Below are 13466 nucleotides of genomic sequence, written 5' to 3'. Positions count from 1 at the left end.
AAGCGGCGTCTTCGTTACTTGGTAACAGTAAACGCGTTACATACCATCACATCGGTTTCCACGGAGCCGATCACCCGCTCGGCGGTGTTGCCACGCAGCAGTGAGCCGGTTTCGCCGTGCTGGTTCAGGGTGCCCATCACTACGACATCCGCATCAACTTCTTTGGCGATTTCTGCCACCACTTCGTTGGTGTAGCCCTGCTTCACATGAATGCGGTCGGTGGGTACGCCGGTTTTATCCGCGAGCTTGGCCAGCGCGCCGCGATCGGGGTAGCGCATGGAGTCGAGGAAGGCATTGACCAGGTGCAGCTCGGCGCCGTACACGCTGGCAATATAGCTGGCGCGCTCGGTAATCTGGCGGTTGAGCTGGCGCTGCTGGGTGGTCTGGGCCTGGTAATTCACGGTGGCCAGTACCACTTTGCGGCGGGCCTTGGCGCCGGGACGGATCAGAACCACCGGACATTTGGCCTGCTTCAGCACCTGCCACTTGGATTCGGCGAAGGTGAAGCGGCTGCTGCTTCTGGCGTGCACCGGCAGGTAGATCATTTCCGCGTTATAGCGTTTGGATTCCTGAATGATGGCGCCTTGCCAGTCGCTGGACCAGCAGACGTTGATCTCGAACTCCACGCCGGCCTCTTCGATCGGCTGGCGAATCTGGTCGCGGAACCAGAATTCGTCGCGGAACAGGTGATCGTTCACCGCACGGGTGTCTACCGCTTCACCGTCGACAGCCACGAAAACCGCCAGCTTGGGTTGCGGATTGCGCTCTTTGGCAGTGGTGAGGGCGCGTTCGAGGGCTACGTGCTGATCATCATTGGGGTCGACAACGACGAATACGATGGGTTTTTCCTGCATGGTCACTCCTTAATGTGGAATCGAATCCCTGGGTTTTCTCTCTGAACGTTGGTCTGTCCCGGGTGCCACCCCTGTTGTTATTGCCCGGAGGCTATGGGGGAGGCCCCAAGACTGGGTGGTCAAGGTTATCACTGGACGCCGCTTTTTTCACTCGCGCAGCACCTCCCTCTACACCGATGCGGGCGGGTCTACGCCCCGCGTGGGGTTGAGGAAACTTTGCGTCAGGTGCGTAAATTAGCCAGCAGTGATGACCGTTGGATAACGAGCGAGAGACGATAATGAAAAAAATTGCCGGCCTGACTAGCGTGCTTTCCGCAGCGGCTCTGGCCCTGGCTGCCTGCTCCGACAACAACACCGCCGAGCAGGGCGTGCCGCATTCGGACGCATCTTCTACTAGCTTGGCCGAAGCGCCCTTGACCCAGGTCAAGGAGGCGACCGCAGATCCATTCTGGCGTAACGCCACGGTCTATTTCATGCTCCCGGACCGCTTCCACAACGGTAACCCGGGCAATGATCTCTCCTACGGACGCCAGGCCGATGCGGCTTATATGCGGGGATTTCATGGCGGCGACCTGCGCGGGGTTATCCAGAAGCTGGATGAGGGCTACTTCACCGATCTGGGTGTCGATGCCATCTGGATGTCGCCGGTGGTGGAAAATGTGCACGGCTTTGATGAGGGCGACAAACGCACCTATGCCTTCCACGGCTACTGGCCCAAAGACTGGACCGCGGTAGACGCCAACTTGGGTAGCGAGGCGGACCTGGCAGAATTGATTGATGTCGCCCACAAAAAGGGCGTGCGGGTTCTGATGGACGTGATCATCAACCATACCGGCCCGGTGACCAGTGAAGACCCCCTGTGGCCGTCAGACTGGGTACGTACCAACCCCCAGTGCGACTGGAGCAGCTTTGCCCAGAATGTGCAGTGCGCCCTGACCAACAACCTGCCGGATATCCTCACCGAGAGTGAGGAGCCTGTAGCACTGCCACCGCAGCTGACGGAAAAGTGGCAGCGCGAGGGCCGCCTGGAACAGGAAGTCGCCGAACTGGACGCCTTCTTCGCGCGCACCGGCTATCCGCGCGCGCCGAAATATTACATCGTCAAATGGCTCACCGACTGGGTGCGCGAGTACGGCGTGGATGGCTTCCGCGTGGATACGGTGAAACACACCGAGCCGGAAATCTGGGCAGTGTTGAAGAAAGAAGCCAGCCTCGCCCTCGCCGAGTGGAAGGCGGCTCATGCCAGTGAGAAGCTCGACGACCGCGAATTCTTTATGGTCGGCGAGGTGTATCACTATGGCATCAACAATTTCGCCAACAGCGAGGGCCGTTTCTACGATTACGGCGACCGCAAGGTGGATTTCTTCAATTATGGATTCGACAGCCTGATCAATATGGGCTTCGCTGCCCATGCGGCTCAGGACATGGAGACCATTTTCAGTCAGTACTCCGGCACCCTGCATGAGGGTGAACTGCAGGGCGTTTCCGTACTGAACTACCTGGGTTCCCACGACGATCACCACTCTTTTGACCGCGAGCGCAAGCAGGTCAAAAGTGCCGCACTGAAACTCATGCTCGCCCCCGGCGCCGCACAGATTTACTACGGCGACGAAGTGGCACGGCCGATGATCGATGAACAGGCCTATGGCGATGCGTCGATGCGCGTGCCGATGGACTGGGCAAGCCTGCAGCAGACACAGACCCAGGAAATTCTCAGCCACTGGCAGAAGCTGGGCCAGTTCCGCCGCGCGCACTTTGCCGTGGGTGCCGGTGTGCACCAGAAGCTGAGTGACACGCCGTACGTTTTCTCCCGCACACTTGAGGACGATCGTGTGATGGTGGCACTGGATCTGCCGGCGGGTCGCAAAACCCTTTCCGCGGAAGGTGTCTTTGCCGAAGGCGCTCTGGTGAAGGACTACTACTCCGGTGCTGAAGCCAGAGTTGAAAACGGGATGCTGGCGTTTGATACCCAGTTTGACATTCTGCTGCTGGGATCCCCCGCCAACCAGCAAATGAGCGCGCGCTAAGCGCTATGGATTCTATGAATTTGGATGTTGGTTTACATCTGAATACTGCGGTAATCATCGACCGCATGTGACCCTTCTCTTTCTTCGTCGAAAGATTCGCCGGTATCAGCTATGGCCTGATACCGGCTTTTTTTTGTTTCGAAATCGCAGTCAACGTGTCACGTTCATTGATTGGTATGTGCTGTAGCTCAGCTCGGGAATGCCATCATTATTTGTATCGACAAACTGCATACCATGATGCCTTATCGTAAGGGGAAGGTAAGGTGACTTGGATACCTCTGTGAATGAGTCCGGCGCGATTTCCAGAATCTGGCTATGTGTGTAGTTGAGGAGGTCGGTACTGCTGCTGATCAGTAAATTTCGGCGGCCAGTCCCATAATTCTGTACTTGCACATTTCCTATGTCCCCATAAAACCGGTATGCAGTGCGCGGCGACAAGTCGTGGTTGAGAACCACTAGCCAGGTGTATTCGGGGAAATAGGTGGCGGTAAAAACCAGTTCTTGCTTGCCGTCACCTTCCAGATCGCCCGTGGTGAGGGTATTGATATAGGACTCCTGCAGATCGCCGACATATTCTGGCTCCGCCAGTGCTGGTGCAATATTCTCCATGGTCTGTTGTTGCACCAGTGTAAGGCTGCCATCGACCAATAGGTATCGAGAGATAATCTGATTACTTGTGGTAATGATTTCGCCGGTCCGGTCGCCGTCCAAATCAGCTATCAGGATGTTTTTGCCGGCTTCGCCAGCAACCTCAGACAGGAGAGTCTGACCTCCTGAAGCATAGACACGTATGTCGCCGCGTTCTGAAAGAAACGCCAATACATCTTCATGATCGTCGTCGAGCCTTCCCTTGGCGACGCCTTGGCCATACTCGGATCTGCTCCACACAATGGAATTGGAAAAGAAGTCGTATAGAGAAAGGGTCTGATCACTCAGAACATAGAGTTCTGGATTTCCGTCCACTCCGAGGTCGACCAGCTCACTATCAGAATAGCTGGAAAGCCAGTTAGCCAGTGGAGTGGACCATTCAAGTCCCCCGCCCTGAGGATCCATCTGAATAGCTCTGACCCCTAGCATTGTTTCCGTTTCCGTGCTGGATCTCGCTTCGGCAAAGAAGACCAGCCGATTTCCTTTTCCGTTGAATTGCATCTGCTCTCCCCCGCGAAAGGAACGGGCGATTTTGTAGAGGTGCGCGTTTTGCCATTCAACCTCTATTTCTGGGTTTTCTCCCGCGACGGTCAGGAGAGAGTCATCGCTATCAATCATGACGTACTCATACTTCCCGTCGCCATCCAGTTCGGCGATCAGTCCCCTGTTTGCTCCGCGTGGGATACTCAGTTCCCAATTGATAGAAAAACCTGATGTGGTATTTGTATCGAACGAATAGAGCGTCGACTTGTATGCACTGTATGGAATGGCAAGTATTTCCGAGCGGTTATCGCCATCCACATCGGAAGCTGCGAAATCCGAATATTTTCCCGATATCTGTCCTTTTATCGATTTGTTGACGGCGTCGTAAACGATCAGGCCAGGACTGGAGCTACTATTGGAATTTCCCACAATTTCATCGATTTGATCACCATCTATATCTGTCGTTTTTACCTGGTAACCAAATCCATCCCCATACAACCATTCATTGGCAAACTGGCTGCCGTTGAAACCGAAAACATACCCTCCCGGTAACACCAGTTCGTTTATCTCATCGCCATCGATATCACCTACCGCAATGTCTTGCTGTTCCGCAAGCGCGGAAGACCGCCACAACACACCAAAGTCTGCTGAATTGCGAACCTCCACTCTGTGTTCATCGTCGCCATAAAGATCGATTCTGACCAGAGAAATAATTTCTTTTTGATCATCATTGTTGACGTCGGCAATACGAATGGCGGTGACCAGGGATGCCTGGATATCGATGGTGTCGCGCACACGGCGACTTTTACCGTCGAGAATCAGTATCCTGGTGCTGTCTTCATTGCCAAAGTTTTGTGAATTGTTGATGCCGACAAAAATTTCATCAATCTGGTCATTATCGATATCGCCGCTCGTAACGCAGCTGATTTTTCCACCCTGTTCGAGAATGAATGGATACATCCAGTTTTGCTGGTATCCGCTGCCATCGAACGCAATGGTATACAGACTTTGGGCGTTATCCGCGACGAGCAATTCCCGGCTCCCATTTCCGGAAAAGTCACCAGCCGCGAAGCTCTGCCAGCTCGTATTTTCAAAGACAAGACCACTACGTGAAATCGGGGGAAGGCGGTCCTCATCGACAACGGTGATGGTGCCGGTGAAGAACTCTGAAACACCATACTGCTCCAGGGACATTTTCCAGTACACATCCTGTCGCGTATCAAACATGGGCCCGGTGGGTGTCCAGGTGACGATGCCGTCCTCATCGACATTCATTCCGTTCGGGCCGGCAATAAATTCAAACGCTACTTCTTCACCGTCCGGGTCTTCCGCGCCGACGGTGAAAGTCACCGGAACCCCATATTCTGCTGTGTCCGGAGCGCCAGAAATATAAAAGGACGGCGGGGCATCGCTGATGGTCAGTGCAAGGGTTTCACTTGCCGATAGCTGCCCATCGCTGACTTCAACCTGAACACTGACGTTGTCTCCTTTAACGAAGTACTCGGCGGGCAGGGTTGCGCCGTCAAAGCCATCAACAGCCACATCGTTAACGGACCAGTGATAGGTTGTGGTCAGTTCCTGTTGATCGGGGTCGATGGCGGACAATACCAGACTCAATGGCGTGTTGGTGTAGGCGGGATTTGGTGAAAGGGAGGCGATGCTGATCGTGGGCGGGGAGTTCTTGATTACCGTGGTCGCTTCACGCTCGGCGGATAAACCGCCCGGGTCGGTAACCGTTGCCTTTACCCGGAGTTGATCGCTGTACGAGAAATACTGGCTATTCAAATGCCGGCTATGTTCGTCTTCCAGTAGTTCGCCGTTGAGATACCAGGCGTAGCTTTCTATTAACGTGTCCCCATCGGGATCGCTGGCGGAAAGCTGTGCGGTCAGGTGGGTGTTTGCATAGGCGTCGACCGGATCAAGGACGAGGCTGCTGATACTGGGGGCGCTATTACCTCCGGAACTGCTGCCTCCAGAGCTGCTGCCACCGGAACTGCTCCCTGTGCTGTTGCCACCTCCGGAGCTACCGCCTCCACAGGCAGTGAGGAGCGTCGAGACTAGTGCGGAAATGCAAAATGTATATCCGAGTTTAAATCTGAAGGTACCGCTTGGTAATTTCCCCATCAGTAGCTTTCCCTGGGCTGATGTAGAGTTATTTTGCGTGGCGCCTGTTTTTAGATTTCTTTTTTATATTGCTGATCGCCAGAACGGTCATGTCCCGGACGTAACCAGACGATGGTCTGCGATATTTGGTAGGTACGCAAGGAATTTTGCCCTGGCTGATATGGGGAATTGATGAAGTAAAAGCCTGAAAAGTATGGATTTTTCGTTTGCAGACAAATGACACCCGTTTGCGTGGTGCATTGCCGCGCCGTAATTCACCCGTGACATCTTGCGCCAGGTTGGAAGTCTTAAGTTTGCCTTAATTTAGCCCCCGTAGACTGCCTGTATCCGATTTCTATCAGGAGAAAGGGAAATGGCAGTGGATATCCGCACGCCGTATGCATTTGAGCTCCGGGGACTGGCCGGCGGTTACGCTGGCCGCACAGAGGTTTTGGGTGGTGAACCCGTGGCGCGCCAGCCTTATGCCGCTAGTGGCGACAGGGCAGAGGACAGCGAGACCAGCCCACCGCTAACATTTCAGTTCAGTGGTGATGAGGACGCTGCGCGCACAACGGTAGAAACCTATATTGCCCGGCAGTTCCAGCAGGTCTATGGCGCCAGGCTGCAGCACTTTATGCCCTGGCTGCTTTCTTACGGTCATGGCCAGCAGATAGATGGGGTACTGGGGCTGCGCCAGGCGGCCCGCGAGCCGCTGTTCCTGGAACAGTATTTCGACGAGCCGTTGGAATCCCTGCTGGAGGCCTGCGCGGGGGTTCCGGTAGACCGCGCCGATATCGTCGAAATCGGCAATCTGGTGGCGACCGCGCGCGGTGGCAGCCGCCTGCTGTTCCTGATGCTGGCGGAATTATTTGCGGCGGCAGACCTCACCTGGGCCATCTTCACCGCTACGCCGGAAGTGCAGCACCTGCTGCAGAAACTGACCGACAACCAGTTGTTTCTGTGTCGCGCGGACGGCTCCCGGCTTGGGGCCGAGCTGGCAGACTGGGGCAGTTACTACAATACGCGCCCGGCGGTGGTTGCGATCAACGTGAAAGCCGAGCGCGAGCGGCGCCTGGAGCGCCCGCTGATCAGCGAGCTGCTGGCGGTGTGCCGTCCCCAGGCAACGGCGTTCGCCCGCCAGTGGATGGAGGCCGGTGTATGACGGATAACCCGCATGCCCATTCCCCGCTGTTGCAGAGCCTGCGCGCTACGGCCGAAACCTATCCCGGGCGCGCGGCACTGCTTGGCGACCACGAGGGATTTACCTACGGCGAATTGATGCAGGAAGTGACGGCTATTGCCGAAGCGATAACTCGCCGTGACCTGCAAGTGGTCGGCCTGTTCGCCAACAACGGTCCCCGCTGGCTGTTGGTGGATCTCGCCTGCCAGTTGGCGGGAGTGACCCTGGTTCCGCTGCCCGGATTCTTCTCGCCACAACAGCTTCTGCACACTCTCGTTACCAGCGGCTTGCAGGCGCTGCTGACCGACATGCCCGATTATTTTGCCGACGCGCCGGGATTTGGCCCGGCCGAGGCGTTCGCCGGCATGACCCTGCTGCCGTGCAGTCAGGTCCAGCCGGCAAAACTGCCAGCGGAAACTGCCAAGATCACCTTCACCTCTGGCTCCACCGGGACCCCGAGGGGGGTGTGTCTCTCCAATGCGACCCAGTTCGCCACCGCCGAAGCACTGGCGGAGTGTCTCGCGCCCCTGCGCTGCGCCACCCATATGTGCCTGCTGCCGCTGGCGACCCTGCTGGAAAACGTTGCCGGCGCCTACACCTGCTGGCTGCTGGGCGGTACCGCGCTGGTGCCGGGTCTGGAGCGACTGGGTTTCTCCGGCAGCTCGCAACTGGATATGCCGCGCCTGTGCGCCTGTATCGACGAGCACCAGCCGGACAGCCTGATCCTGTTGCCACAGATCCTGAAGTCGCTGCTGGAGCAGGTGGATAACTCCGGTTGGCAACCACCTGTCTCGTTGCGCTTCGTGGCTGTGGGTGGTGGCAAGGTATCCGCCGAGCTGCTGCGGGAAGCGACCCTCATGGGGTTGCCGGTGTACGAGGGCTACGGTCTTTCCGAATGCGGTTCGGTGGTGGCGCTGAATCTGCCCGGTGCCGTGCGCGAGGGTACCGCGGGCAAACCGCTGCCGCACTGCGAGATCTCGTTGCGAAATGGCGAGGTGGTGGTGCGGGGCCCGCGTTACCTCGGATACCTGGGCACGCAGCCTGACAGCGCCGAAGGTGGTGGCAGTGACGACGGTGATGGCTGCGAAGATGGATGGCTGGCCACGGGCGACCTGGGATCCCGGGATAGCGATGGCTTCCTGCACATTACCGGGCGCAAGAAAAATATCCTGATCAGTACCTATGGCCGCAACATTTCGCCGGAGTGGATCGAGAGCGAATTACTGCGTTCACAGCAGATCCTGCAGTGTGTGGTGGTCGGGGATGCTCGTCCTTATTGCAGTGCGCTGCTGTTCGTTCGCCCCGATACCGATATACGGCAAATCGACGACTGGATCGCAACGGTCAACGGTGGGCTGCCGGATTACGCCCGTATCCAGCACTGGGCGTTGTTGCCTGAGCCGCTCACATTTTCCGGTGGCCTGCTTACCGCCAATGGTCGCCCACGTCGCGATCCTATTGCCAGGCGCTATGCGCAGATCATCGAAAACCTCTATCGAATCCCGCCGAAAACCAGTTCCCCTTCGTCACCCGCCCTCGCTGCTGGTGCGCCAAATCCAGGAGTTACCCAATGAATTTCTTCGACCAGTTACAGCGTGAGACCGAACCCGAGCGACAGCAGCTGCTCAGCCTGCCGGTGATCCAGCGGGGTGCCCGTGGCGAAATCACGCTCGAGGAATATGTCGGATTTCTGTCTCAGGCCTATCACCACGTCAAACATACCGTCCCGCTGATGATGGCTTGTGGCAGCCGCCTTACGGACCGGCAGGAGTGGTTGCGAGTGGCACTCGCGGAATATATCGAGGAAGAAACCGGCCATCAGGAGTGGGTTCTGAATGACATCGCTGCCTGTGGTGCGGATGCGGAAGCGGTGCGGCGCAGCAAACCAAATTTCAGTACCGAATTGATGGTGGCCTATGCCTACGACACCATCGCCCGCGGTAACCCCCTCGGTTTTTTCGGCATGGTGCATGTACTCGAGGGCACCAGCATAAAGCTCGCGGATCTGGCGGCGGGCGCGATTCAGAAATCACTGGATTTACCGAGTAGCGCGTTCAGCTACCTGCGCTCCCACGGCGCCCTGGATGTAGGGCACGTGGAATTTTTCCAGGGGCTGATGAACAAGATTGACGATGCAGAAGACCAGCGCGCGATTGTGCATGGTGCGCGGGCCATTTATCGCCTGTATGCAGGCATATTCCGCGAAGTCGCCGCGGTCAGTGCGATCGCCGAGGTCGCCTGATCATGGAGAACACCGATAAAACACGCACTATTTTACTGACCGGTGCCAGCGGCGGCATCGGCAATGCCCTGGCCCACAGTCTTGCCGTACGCGGACACAGTTTGCTGCTGCAGGGCCGTAGCGAGCGTGTACTTGAACAATTGCGCAGCGAACTACCCGAAGCTCACCGGCACCTGGTGTTACCGGCGGACCTGTGCGATGCGCAACAGCGCTGTGAATTGATTCGCACCTGTCATTCGCTTTCCAGTGGTGTGGACGTGCTGATCAATAACGCTGGTGTTGCCCGCTTTGCACTGCTCGCCGACACCGACGATACCGCCATGCGCGCGATACTGGAAACCAATTTACTGGCACCCATGGCACTGACCCGCGACCTGTTGCCACTGTTGCTGCGCAGTCCACGGGGTGCGGTGATCAATATTGGCTCGGCGTTTGGGCATATCGGTCACCCGGGTTTCAGCATCTACGGGGCCAGCAAGTCTGGCCTGCACGGGTTTACCGAAGCGCTGCGCCGTGAGCTCGGAGACAGCCGGGTCAAGGTCCACTATCTCGCGCCCCGCGCCGTGGACACATCCCTGAATACCGACGCGGTGGTAGAGCTCAACCGTGCGCTGGGCAACCGTTCGGACTCCCCAACACTGGTCGCCAAACAATGTCTGGCACTGCTCGAGGGCGGACGCAGCGCGCGCCGCTTTATGGGCTGGCCTGAGCGCCTGTTTATCAAGATCAATGCCGTATTACCGTCGCTGGTCGACAGTGCACTGGTAAAGAAAATGCCGGTGATTCGCCGCTTCGCCGAGCAAAACCATCCATAGGGAGAAACTTGATGAATACTCTGTCCACTGCAATCCAAGGAAAGGCCAGCACCCATCTGCGCAGCCTGCTGTTGTGTCTGTTCTTTTGGATCAGTGCGCTGGCGATGCCGTCCTTTGCGCAGACTGCCGAGCAGGACCTACACGATCTGCAGCGCGATTGGGCGCAGATCCAGTACCTGACACCGGAAAAACAGCGTGCGGAAAAGCTAGGGGTATTGTCGGAAAAAGCCCGCGCATTGACGGTGCGCTATCCCGACAATGCCGCGGTGTGGACCTGGAGTGGCATCGTTCACGCCTCCCATGCCGGTGCCAAAGGCGGGTTGGGGGCGCTGCCTATCGTGAAAGCGGCCAAGGCCGACCTGGAGCATGCCATTGCACTGGACGGCAGCGTACTGGACGGCGCGGCCTATACCAGCCTCGGTTCGCTGTATTACCAGGTGCCCGGCTGGCCGATTGGTTTCGGTGATGATAAAAAGGCACAGACCTTCCTGTTAAAGGGGCTGGAATACGGCGCCGATGACATGGATGCCAATTATTTTTATGCCGATTATCTGTTTCAGCAGAAGCAGTATACCGAGGCGCTTACCTTTGCCGATCGCGCCGAGCATGGTCCCGAAGACATGAACCGCCCGGTGGCCAGTGAAGGACGCCTTGGCCAGATCAAGCAACTGCAGGCGAAAATTCGGCAGAAACTCCACTGAGCCGGTGGAGTAAACCGGCGGGGAAGTATGCGGATACTGTTGATTGAAGACGACCAGTCCCTGGCAGAAGGGATTGCCACGGCATTGCGCCACGCCGGCTATGCCGTCGATCACACCCCGTCTGGCAGTAAGGGCGTTGCGCTTGCCGTGGCCGCGCAGCCGGACCTTCTGGTGCTCGACCTGGGCCTGCCGGACATGGACGGACTCGGGGTACTCAAGGCCCTGCGCGGGCGCCAGATAAAAACGCCGGTGCTTATCCTGACTGCTCGCGACGACCTGCCGTCAAAAGTGCAGGGGCTGGATGCCGGTGCCGATGATTACCTCACCAAGCCGTTTGCGGTGGACGAGCTGCTGGCGCGCTTGCGCGCGCTGGAACGCCGCGGCGCCAGTGGCGGTTCTGCCGAAGTCATCATCGGTGACGTGGTCATCAATCTGGCGACGCACACCGTTCATTACGCGGGAAATCCGGTGCGGCTTTCGCGCCGGGAATTCAGCCTGTTGCGCGCACTGGCGGAGCGCCCCGGACATATCCTCAGCCGCGAACAGCTTGAGGACAAGCTGTACAGCTGGGGCGAGTCGGTTGCGAGCAATACCGTGGATGTGCACATTCACAACCTGCGTAAAAAAATCAGTACCGATTTGATTCAGACTATCCGTGGCGTCGGCTACAAGCTGGGGCCGGCGCGTTGAAGTCAATCCGAATATTCCTGCTGATTGCGCTGCTATCCACCATCACCCTGGTGAACTTTGTCGCCGCACTGCACGGTTATCGCGCGAGTATGGCGGAGGCGGAGCGTCTGTTCGATCGCCAGATTCTCGGTACTGCCAGATTGCTGGCGGCGATGCCGGTCAATCGGGCTGCGTCACTGGTGGTGAATGAAAACGACCTGCAGGCGTTTCAGGTCTGGTCCCGTGACGGCAAGATACTGATGCGCTCGGACAATGCCCCCGTGACGCCCATCGGTGAAGGGAAGGCGGGATTCAGCGAGGAAAATTTTTCCGGGTTTCGCTGGCGGGTATATCGGCACACCGGTGACGACGGCCGCTCGATCCGTGTGGCGGAACGGGTCGACCTGCGCTTTCGCCTGGCGGATGAGGTGGTGCTGCAGTCGGTAGTGCCGATCCTGTTGGGACTGCCGGTTGCCGGCTTGTTGATCTGGCTGGTGGTGGGCCGCGGCCTGAACAGCCTGCGACAGCTGGCGGACGAGTTACGTCGCAAGCGCGCTGAGGATCTGACGCCGCTGGCCCTGTCATCGCCGCCGGAAGAACTGTTGCCACTGGTGCGCTCCACCAATGCGCTGCTCGAACGCCTGCAGGCCTCCTTTGACCGGGAGCGACGCTTCTCCGCTGACGCCGCCCACGAACTGCGCACGCCCATTGCTGCGATACAGGTACATGCGGACAATCTGGCCAACTTGTTAGCGAAAAATAGTGGGGAAACCCAGCAGTCCCTGCTGCAACTGCAGAACAGCATCGCGCGTATGTCGCATCTGGTAGAACAGATGCTCAACCTGTTCCGTATGACGCCGGAGCATTACCCGGCGCGCTTTGAACCCATCGATCTGCACCGCCTGGCACGGGATGTCATTGCAGACTCGTATCCGACATTTGCCCGCCGCGCGCAGGAAATTGAATTGGGTGGGGAGGCTGCTTATATCCTTGGCGACCAGTTCGCGCTGGTGTTGCTGCTGCAGAACCTGCTCAACAATGCCGGTAAATATACCCCCGAAAGTGGCCGGATCGCGGTCGATGTGCGTGTGCTGGAAAATGCTGTGGTGTTACAGGTGGCGGATTCCGGCCCGGGTATTTCCACCGCGGAGCGCGAGCGGGTTTTTGAGCGGTTTTACCGCGTGGGTGGCGACCGCCATGAAAGTCGGGTGTCCGGTTGTGGGCTGGGACTTTCCATCGTGCACCATATTGCCGAACTGCATCAGGCGCAGATCACTCTTGGACCTTCTCCCCTTGGCCGTGCGCAGGCACCGGGACTGTTGGTCGTGGTGCGCTTCCCTTCACTGGAAAGAACAACGCGTGAAATAACCAATGAGAATGTCGAAGATGAACGCGCGCTTTCGTAACCGTTTGATCGCCAGTATTACCGGGGTTGTTTCCGTGTGGATGCCGGCGCTGCCGGCCAGCGCTGCGCATCCGGAAATACAACTCGAGATCCGCGACCACCTGTTTTACCCGTCGGTGCTCAAGGTGCCCGCGAATACCAAGATAAAACTGATTGTAATTAACCGCGATGCCACACCCGAAGAATTCGAAAGTTATGAACTCAATCGCGAGAAAGTCATTATGGGGGGGCAGAAAGCCATTATTTTTATCGGGCCGCTGGCTCCTGGAGAGTACCCATTTTTTGGGGAGTTCAATCCGAAAACGGCACAGGGCAAGGTGATTGCGCAATGATGACCGG

At 57.6% G+C, this 13466-nt stretch carries 11 protein-coding genes; 9 read left to right on the top strand and 2 right to left on the bottom strand.

Translation table 11 applies throughout. The features are described 5' to 3' along the window. Positions 1 to 14: 14 nt before the first annotated feature. A complete protein-coding gene (locus PVT68_RS09060; protein WP_280322418.1) occupies positions 15 to 854 on the bottom strand; it encodes a universal stress protein in 840 nt (279 codons plus the stop codon). Between the two features lie 278 nt (positions 855 to 1132). Here PVT68_RS09060 and PVT68_RS09055 point away from each other — a divergent pair, with 278 nt between their 5' ends. Beyond that, entirely contained in the window at positions 1133 to 2881 is a 1749-nt protein-coding gene (locus PVT68_RS09055) for an alpha-amylase family glycosyl hydrolase (protein WP_280322417.1), read from the top strand. A 150-nt stretch (positions 2882 to 3031) separates the two neighbouring features. Here the strand turns inward: PVT68_RS09055 and PVT68_RS09050 are convergent, their stop codons facing one another. Continuing rightward, complete coding sequence (locus PVT68_RS09050; protein ID WP_280322416.1) at positions 3032 to 6136, bottom strand: hypothetical protein; 3105 nt, start codon at positions 6134 to 6136, stop codon at positions 3032 to 3034. Positions 6137 to 6488: 352 nt separating this feature from the next. Here PVT68_RS09050 and PVT68_RS09045 point away from each other — a divergent pair, with 352 nt between their 5' ends. Genes PVT68_RS09045 through PVT68_RS09010 form a run of 8 tightly spaced genes read left to right on the top strand, consistent with a single transcriptional unit; the run spans position 6489 to position 13459 of the window. Then, positions 6489 to 7277, top strand: a complete 789-nt coding sequence (locus tag PVT68_RS09045; protein WP_280322415.1) for a thermostable hemolysin — start codon at positions 6489 to 6491, stop codon at positions 7275 to 7277. Then, positions 7274 to 8869, top strand: a complete 1596-nt coding sequence (locus PVT68_RS09040; protein WP_280322414.1) for an AMP-binding protein — start codon at positions 7274 to 7276, stop codon at positions 8867 to 8869. The genes PVT68_RS09045 and PVT68_RS09040 overlap by 4 nt, the downstream gene beginning before the upstream one ends. Beyond that, on the top strand, positions 8866 to 9537 hold the full coding sequence (locus PVT68_RS09035; RefSeq protein WP_280322413.1) for a TenA family transcriptional regulator: 672 nt from the start codon (positions 8866 to 8868) through the stop codon (positions 9535 to 9537). The genes PVT68_RS09040 and PVT68_RS09035 overlap by 4 nt, the downstream gene beginning before the upstream one ends. 2 nt (positions 9538 to 9539) lie before the next feature. Beyond that, the gene (locus tag PVT68_RS09030) at positions 9540 to 10352 is read left to right on the top strand and encodes an SDR family oxidoreductase (RefSeq protein ID WP_280322412.1); all 813 of its coding nucleotides are present in this window, start codon (positions 9540 to 9542) and stop codon (positions 10350 to 10352) included. 11 nt (positions 10353 to 10363) lie between these two features. Continuing rightward, positions 10364 to 11053, top strand: a complete 690-nt coding sequence (locus PVT68_RS09025) for a tetratricopeptide repeat protein (RefSeq protein WP_280322411.1) — start codon at positions 10364 to 10366, stop codon at positions 11051 to 11053. Positions 11054 to 11080: 27 nt separating this feature from the next. Continuing rightward, positions 11081 to 11743, top strand: a complete 663-nt coding sequence (locus tag PVT68_RS09020; RefSeq protein WP_280322410.1) for a response regulator transcription factor — start codon at positions 11081 to 11083, stop codon at positions 11741 to 11743. Further along, positions 11740 to 13128, top strand: coding sequence for an ATP-binding protein (locus PVT68_RS09015; RefSeq protein WP_280322408.1), 1389 nt, complete (start codon positions 11740 to 11742; stop codon positions 13126 to 13128). Before PVT68_RS09020 ends, PVT68_RS09015 begins: the two co-directional genes overlap by 4 nt. Then, complete coding sequence (locus tag PVT68_RS09010) at positions 13100 to 13459, top strand: cupredoxin domain-containing protein (protein WP_407666137.1); 360 nt, start codon at positions 13100 to 13102, stop codon at positions 13457 to 13459. The genes PVT68_RS09015 and PVT68_RS09010 overlap by 29 nt, the downstream gene beginning before the upstream one ends. Positions 13460 to 13466 lie beyond the last annotated feature (7 nt).

It is taken from the genome of Microbulbifer bruguierae (assembly GCF_029869925.1).
In the GTDB taxonomy this organism is placed as follows: domain Bacteria; phylum Pseudomonadota; class Gammaproteobacteria; order Pseudomonadales; family Cellvibrionaceae; genus Microbulbifer; species Microbulbifer bruguierae.
This window is presented reverse-complemented; position numbering and strand designations above follow the sequence as displayed.

Bases quoted from the DNA above. Each gene is read 5' to 3' on its own strand.
- PVT68_RS09025 (WP_280322411.1), top strand. From the start codon at position 10,364: ATGAATACTCTGTCCACTGCAATCCAAGGAAAGGCCAGCACCCATCTG.
- PVT68_RS09035 (WP_280322413.1), top strand. From the start codon at position 8,866: ATGAATTTCTTCGACCAGTTACAGCGTGAGACCGAACCCGAGCGACAG.
- PVT68_RS09050 (WP_280322416.1), bottom strand. From the start codon at position 6,136: ATGGGGAAATTACCAAGCGGTACCTTCAGATTTAAACTCGGATATACA.
- PVT68_RS09055 (WP_280322417.1), top strand. From the start codon at position 1,133: ATGAAAAAAATTGCCGGCCTGACTAGCGTGCTTTCCGCAGCGGCTCTG.
- PVT68_RS09040 (WP_280322414.1), top strand. From the start codon at position 7,274: ATGACGGATAACCCGCATGCCCATTCCCCGCTGTTGCAGAGCCTGCGC.
- PVT68_RS09020 (WP_280322410.1), top strand. From the start codon at position 11,081: ATGCGGATACTGTTGATTGAAGACGACCAGTCCCTGGCAGAAGGGATT.
- PVT68_RS09030 (WP_280322412.1), top strand. From the start codon at position 9,540: ATGGAGAACACCGATAAAACACGCACTATTTTACTGACCGGTGCCAGC.
- PVT68_RS09010 (WP_407666137.1), top strand. From the start codon at position 13,100: ATGTCGAAGATGAACGCGCGCTTTCGTAACCGTTTGATCGCCAGTATT.
- PVT68_RS09045 (WP_280322415.1), top strand. From the start codon at position 6,489: ATGGCAGTGGATATCCGCACGCCGTATGCATTTGAGCTCCGGGGACTG.
- PVT68_RS09060 (WP_280322418.1), bottom strand. From the start codon at position 854: ATGCAGGAAAAACCCATCGTATTCGTCGTTGTCGACCCCAATGATGAT.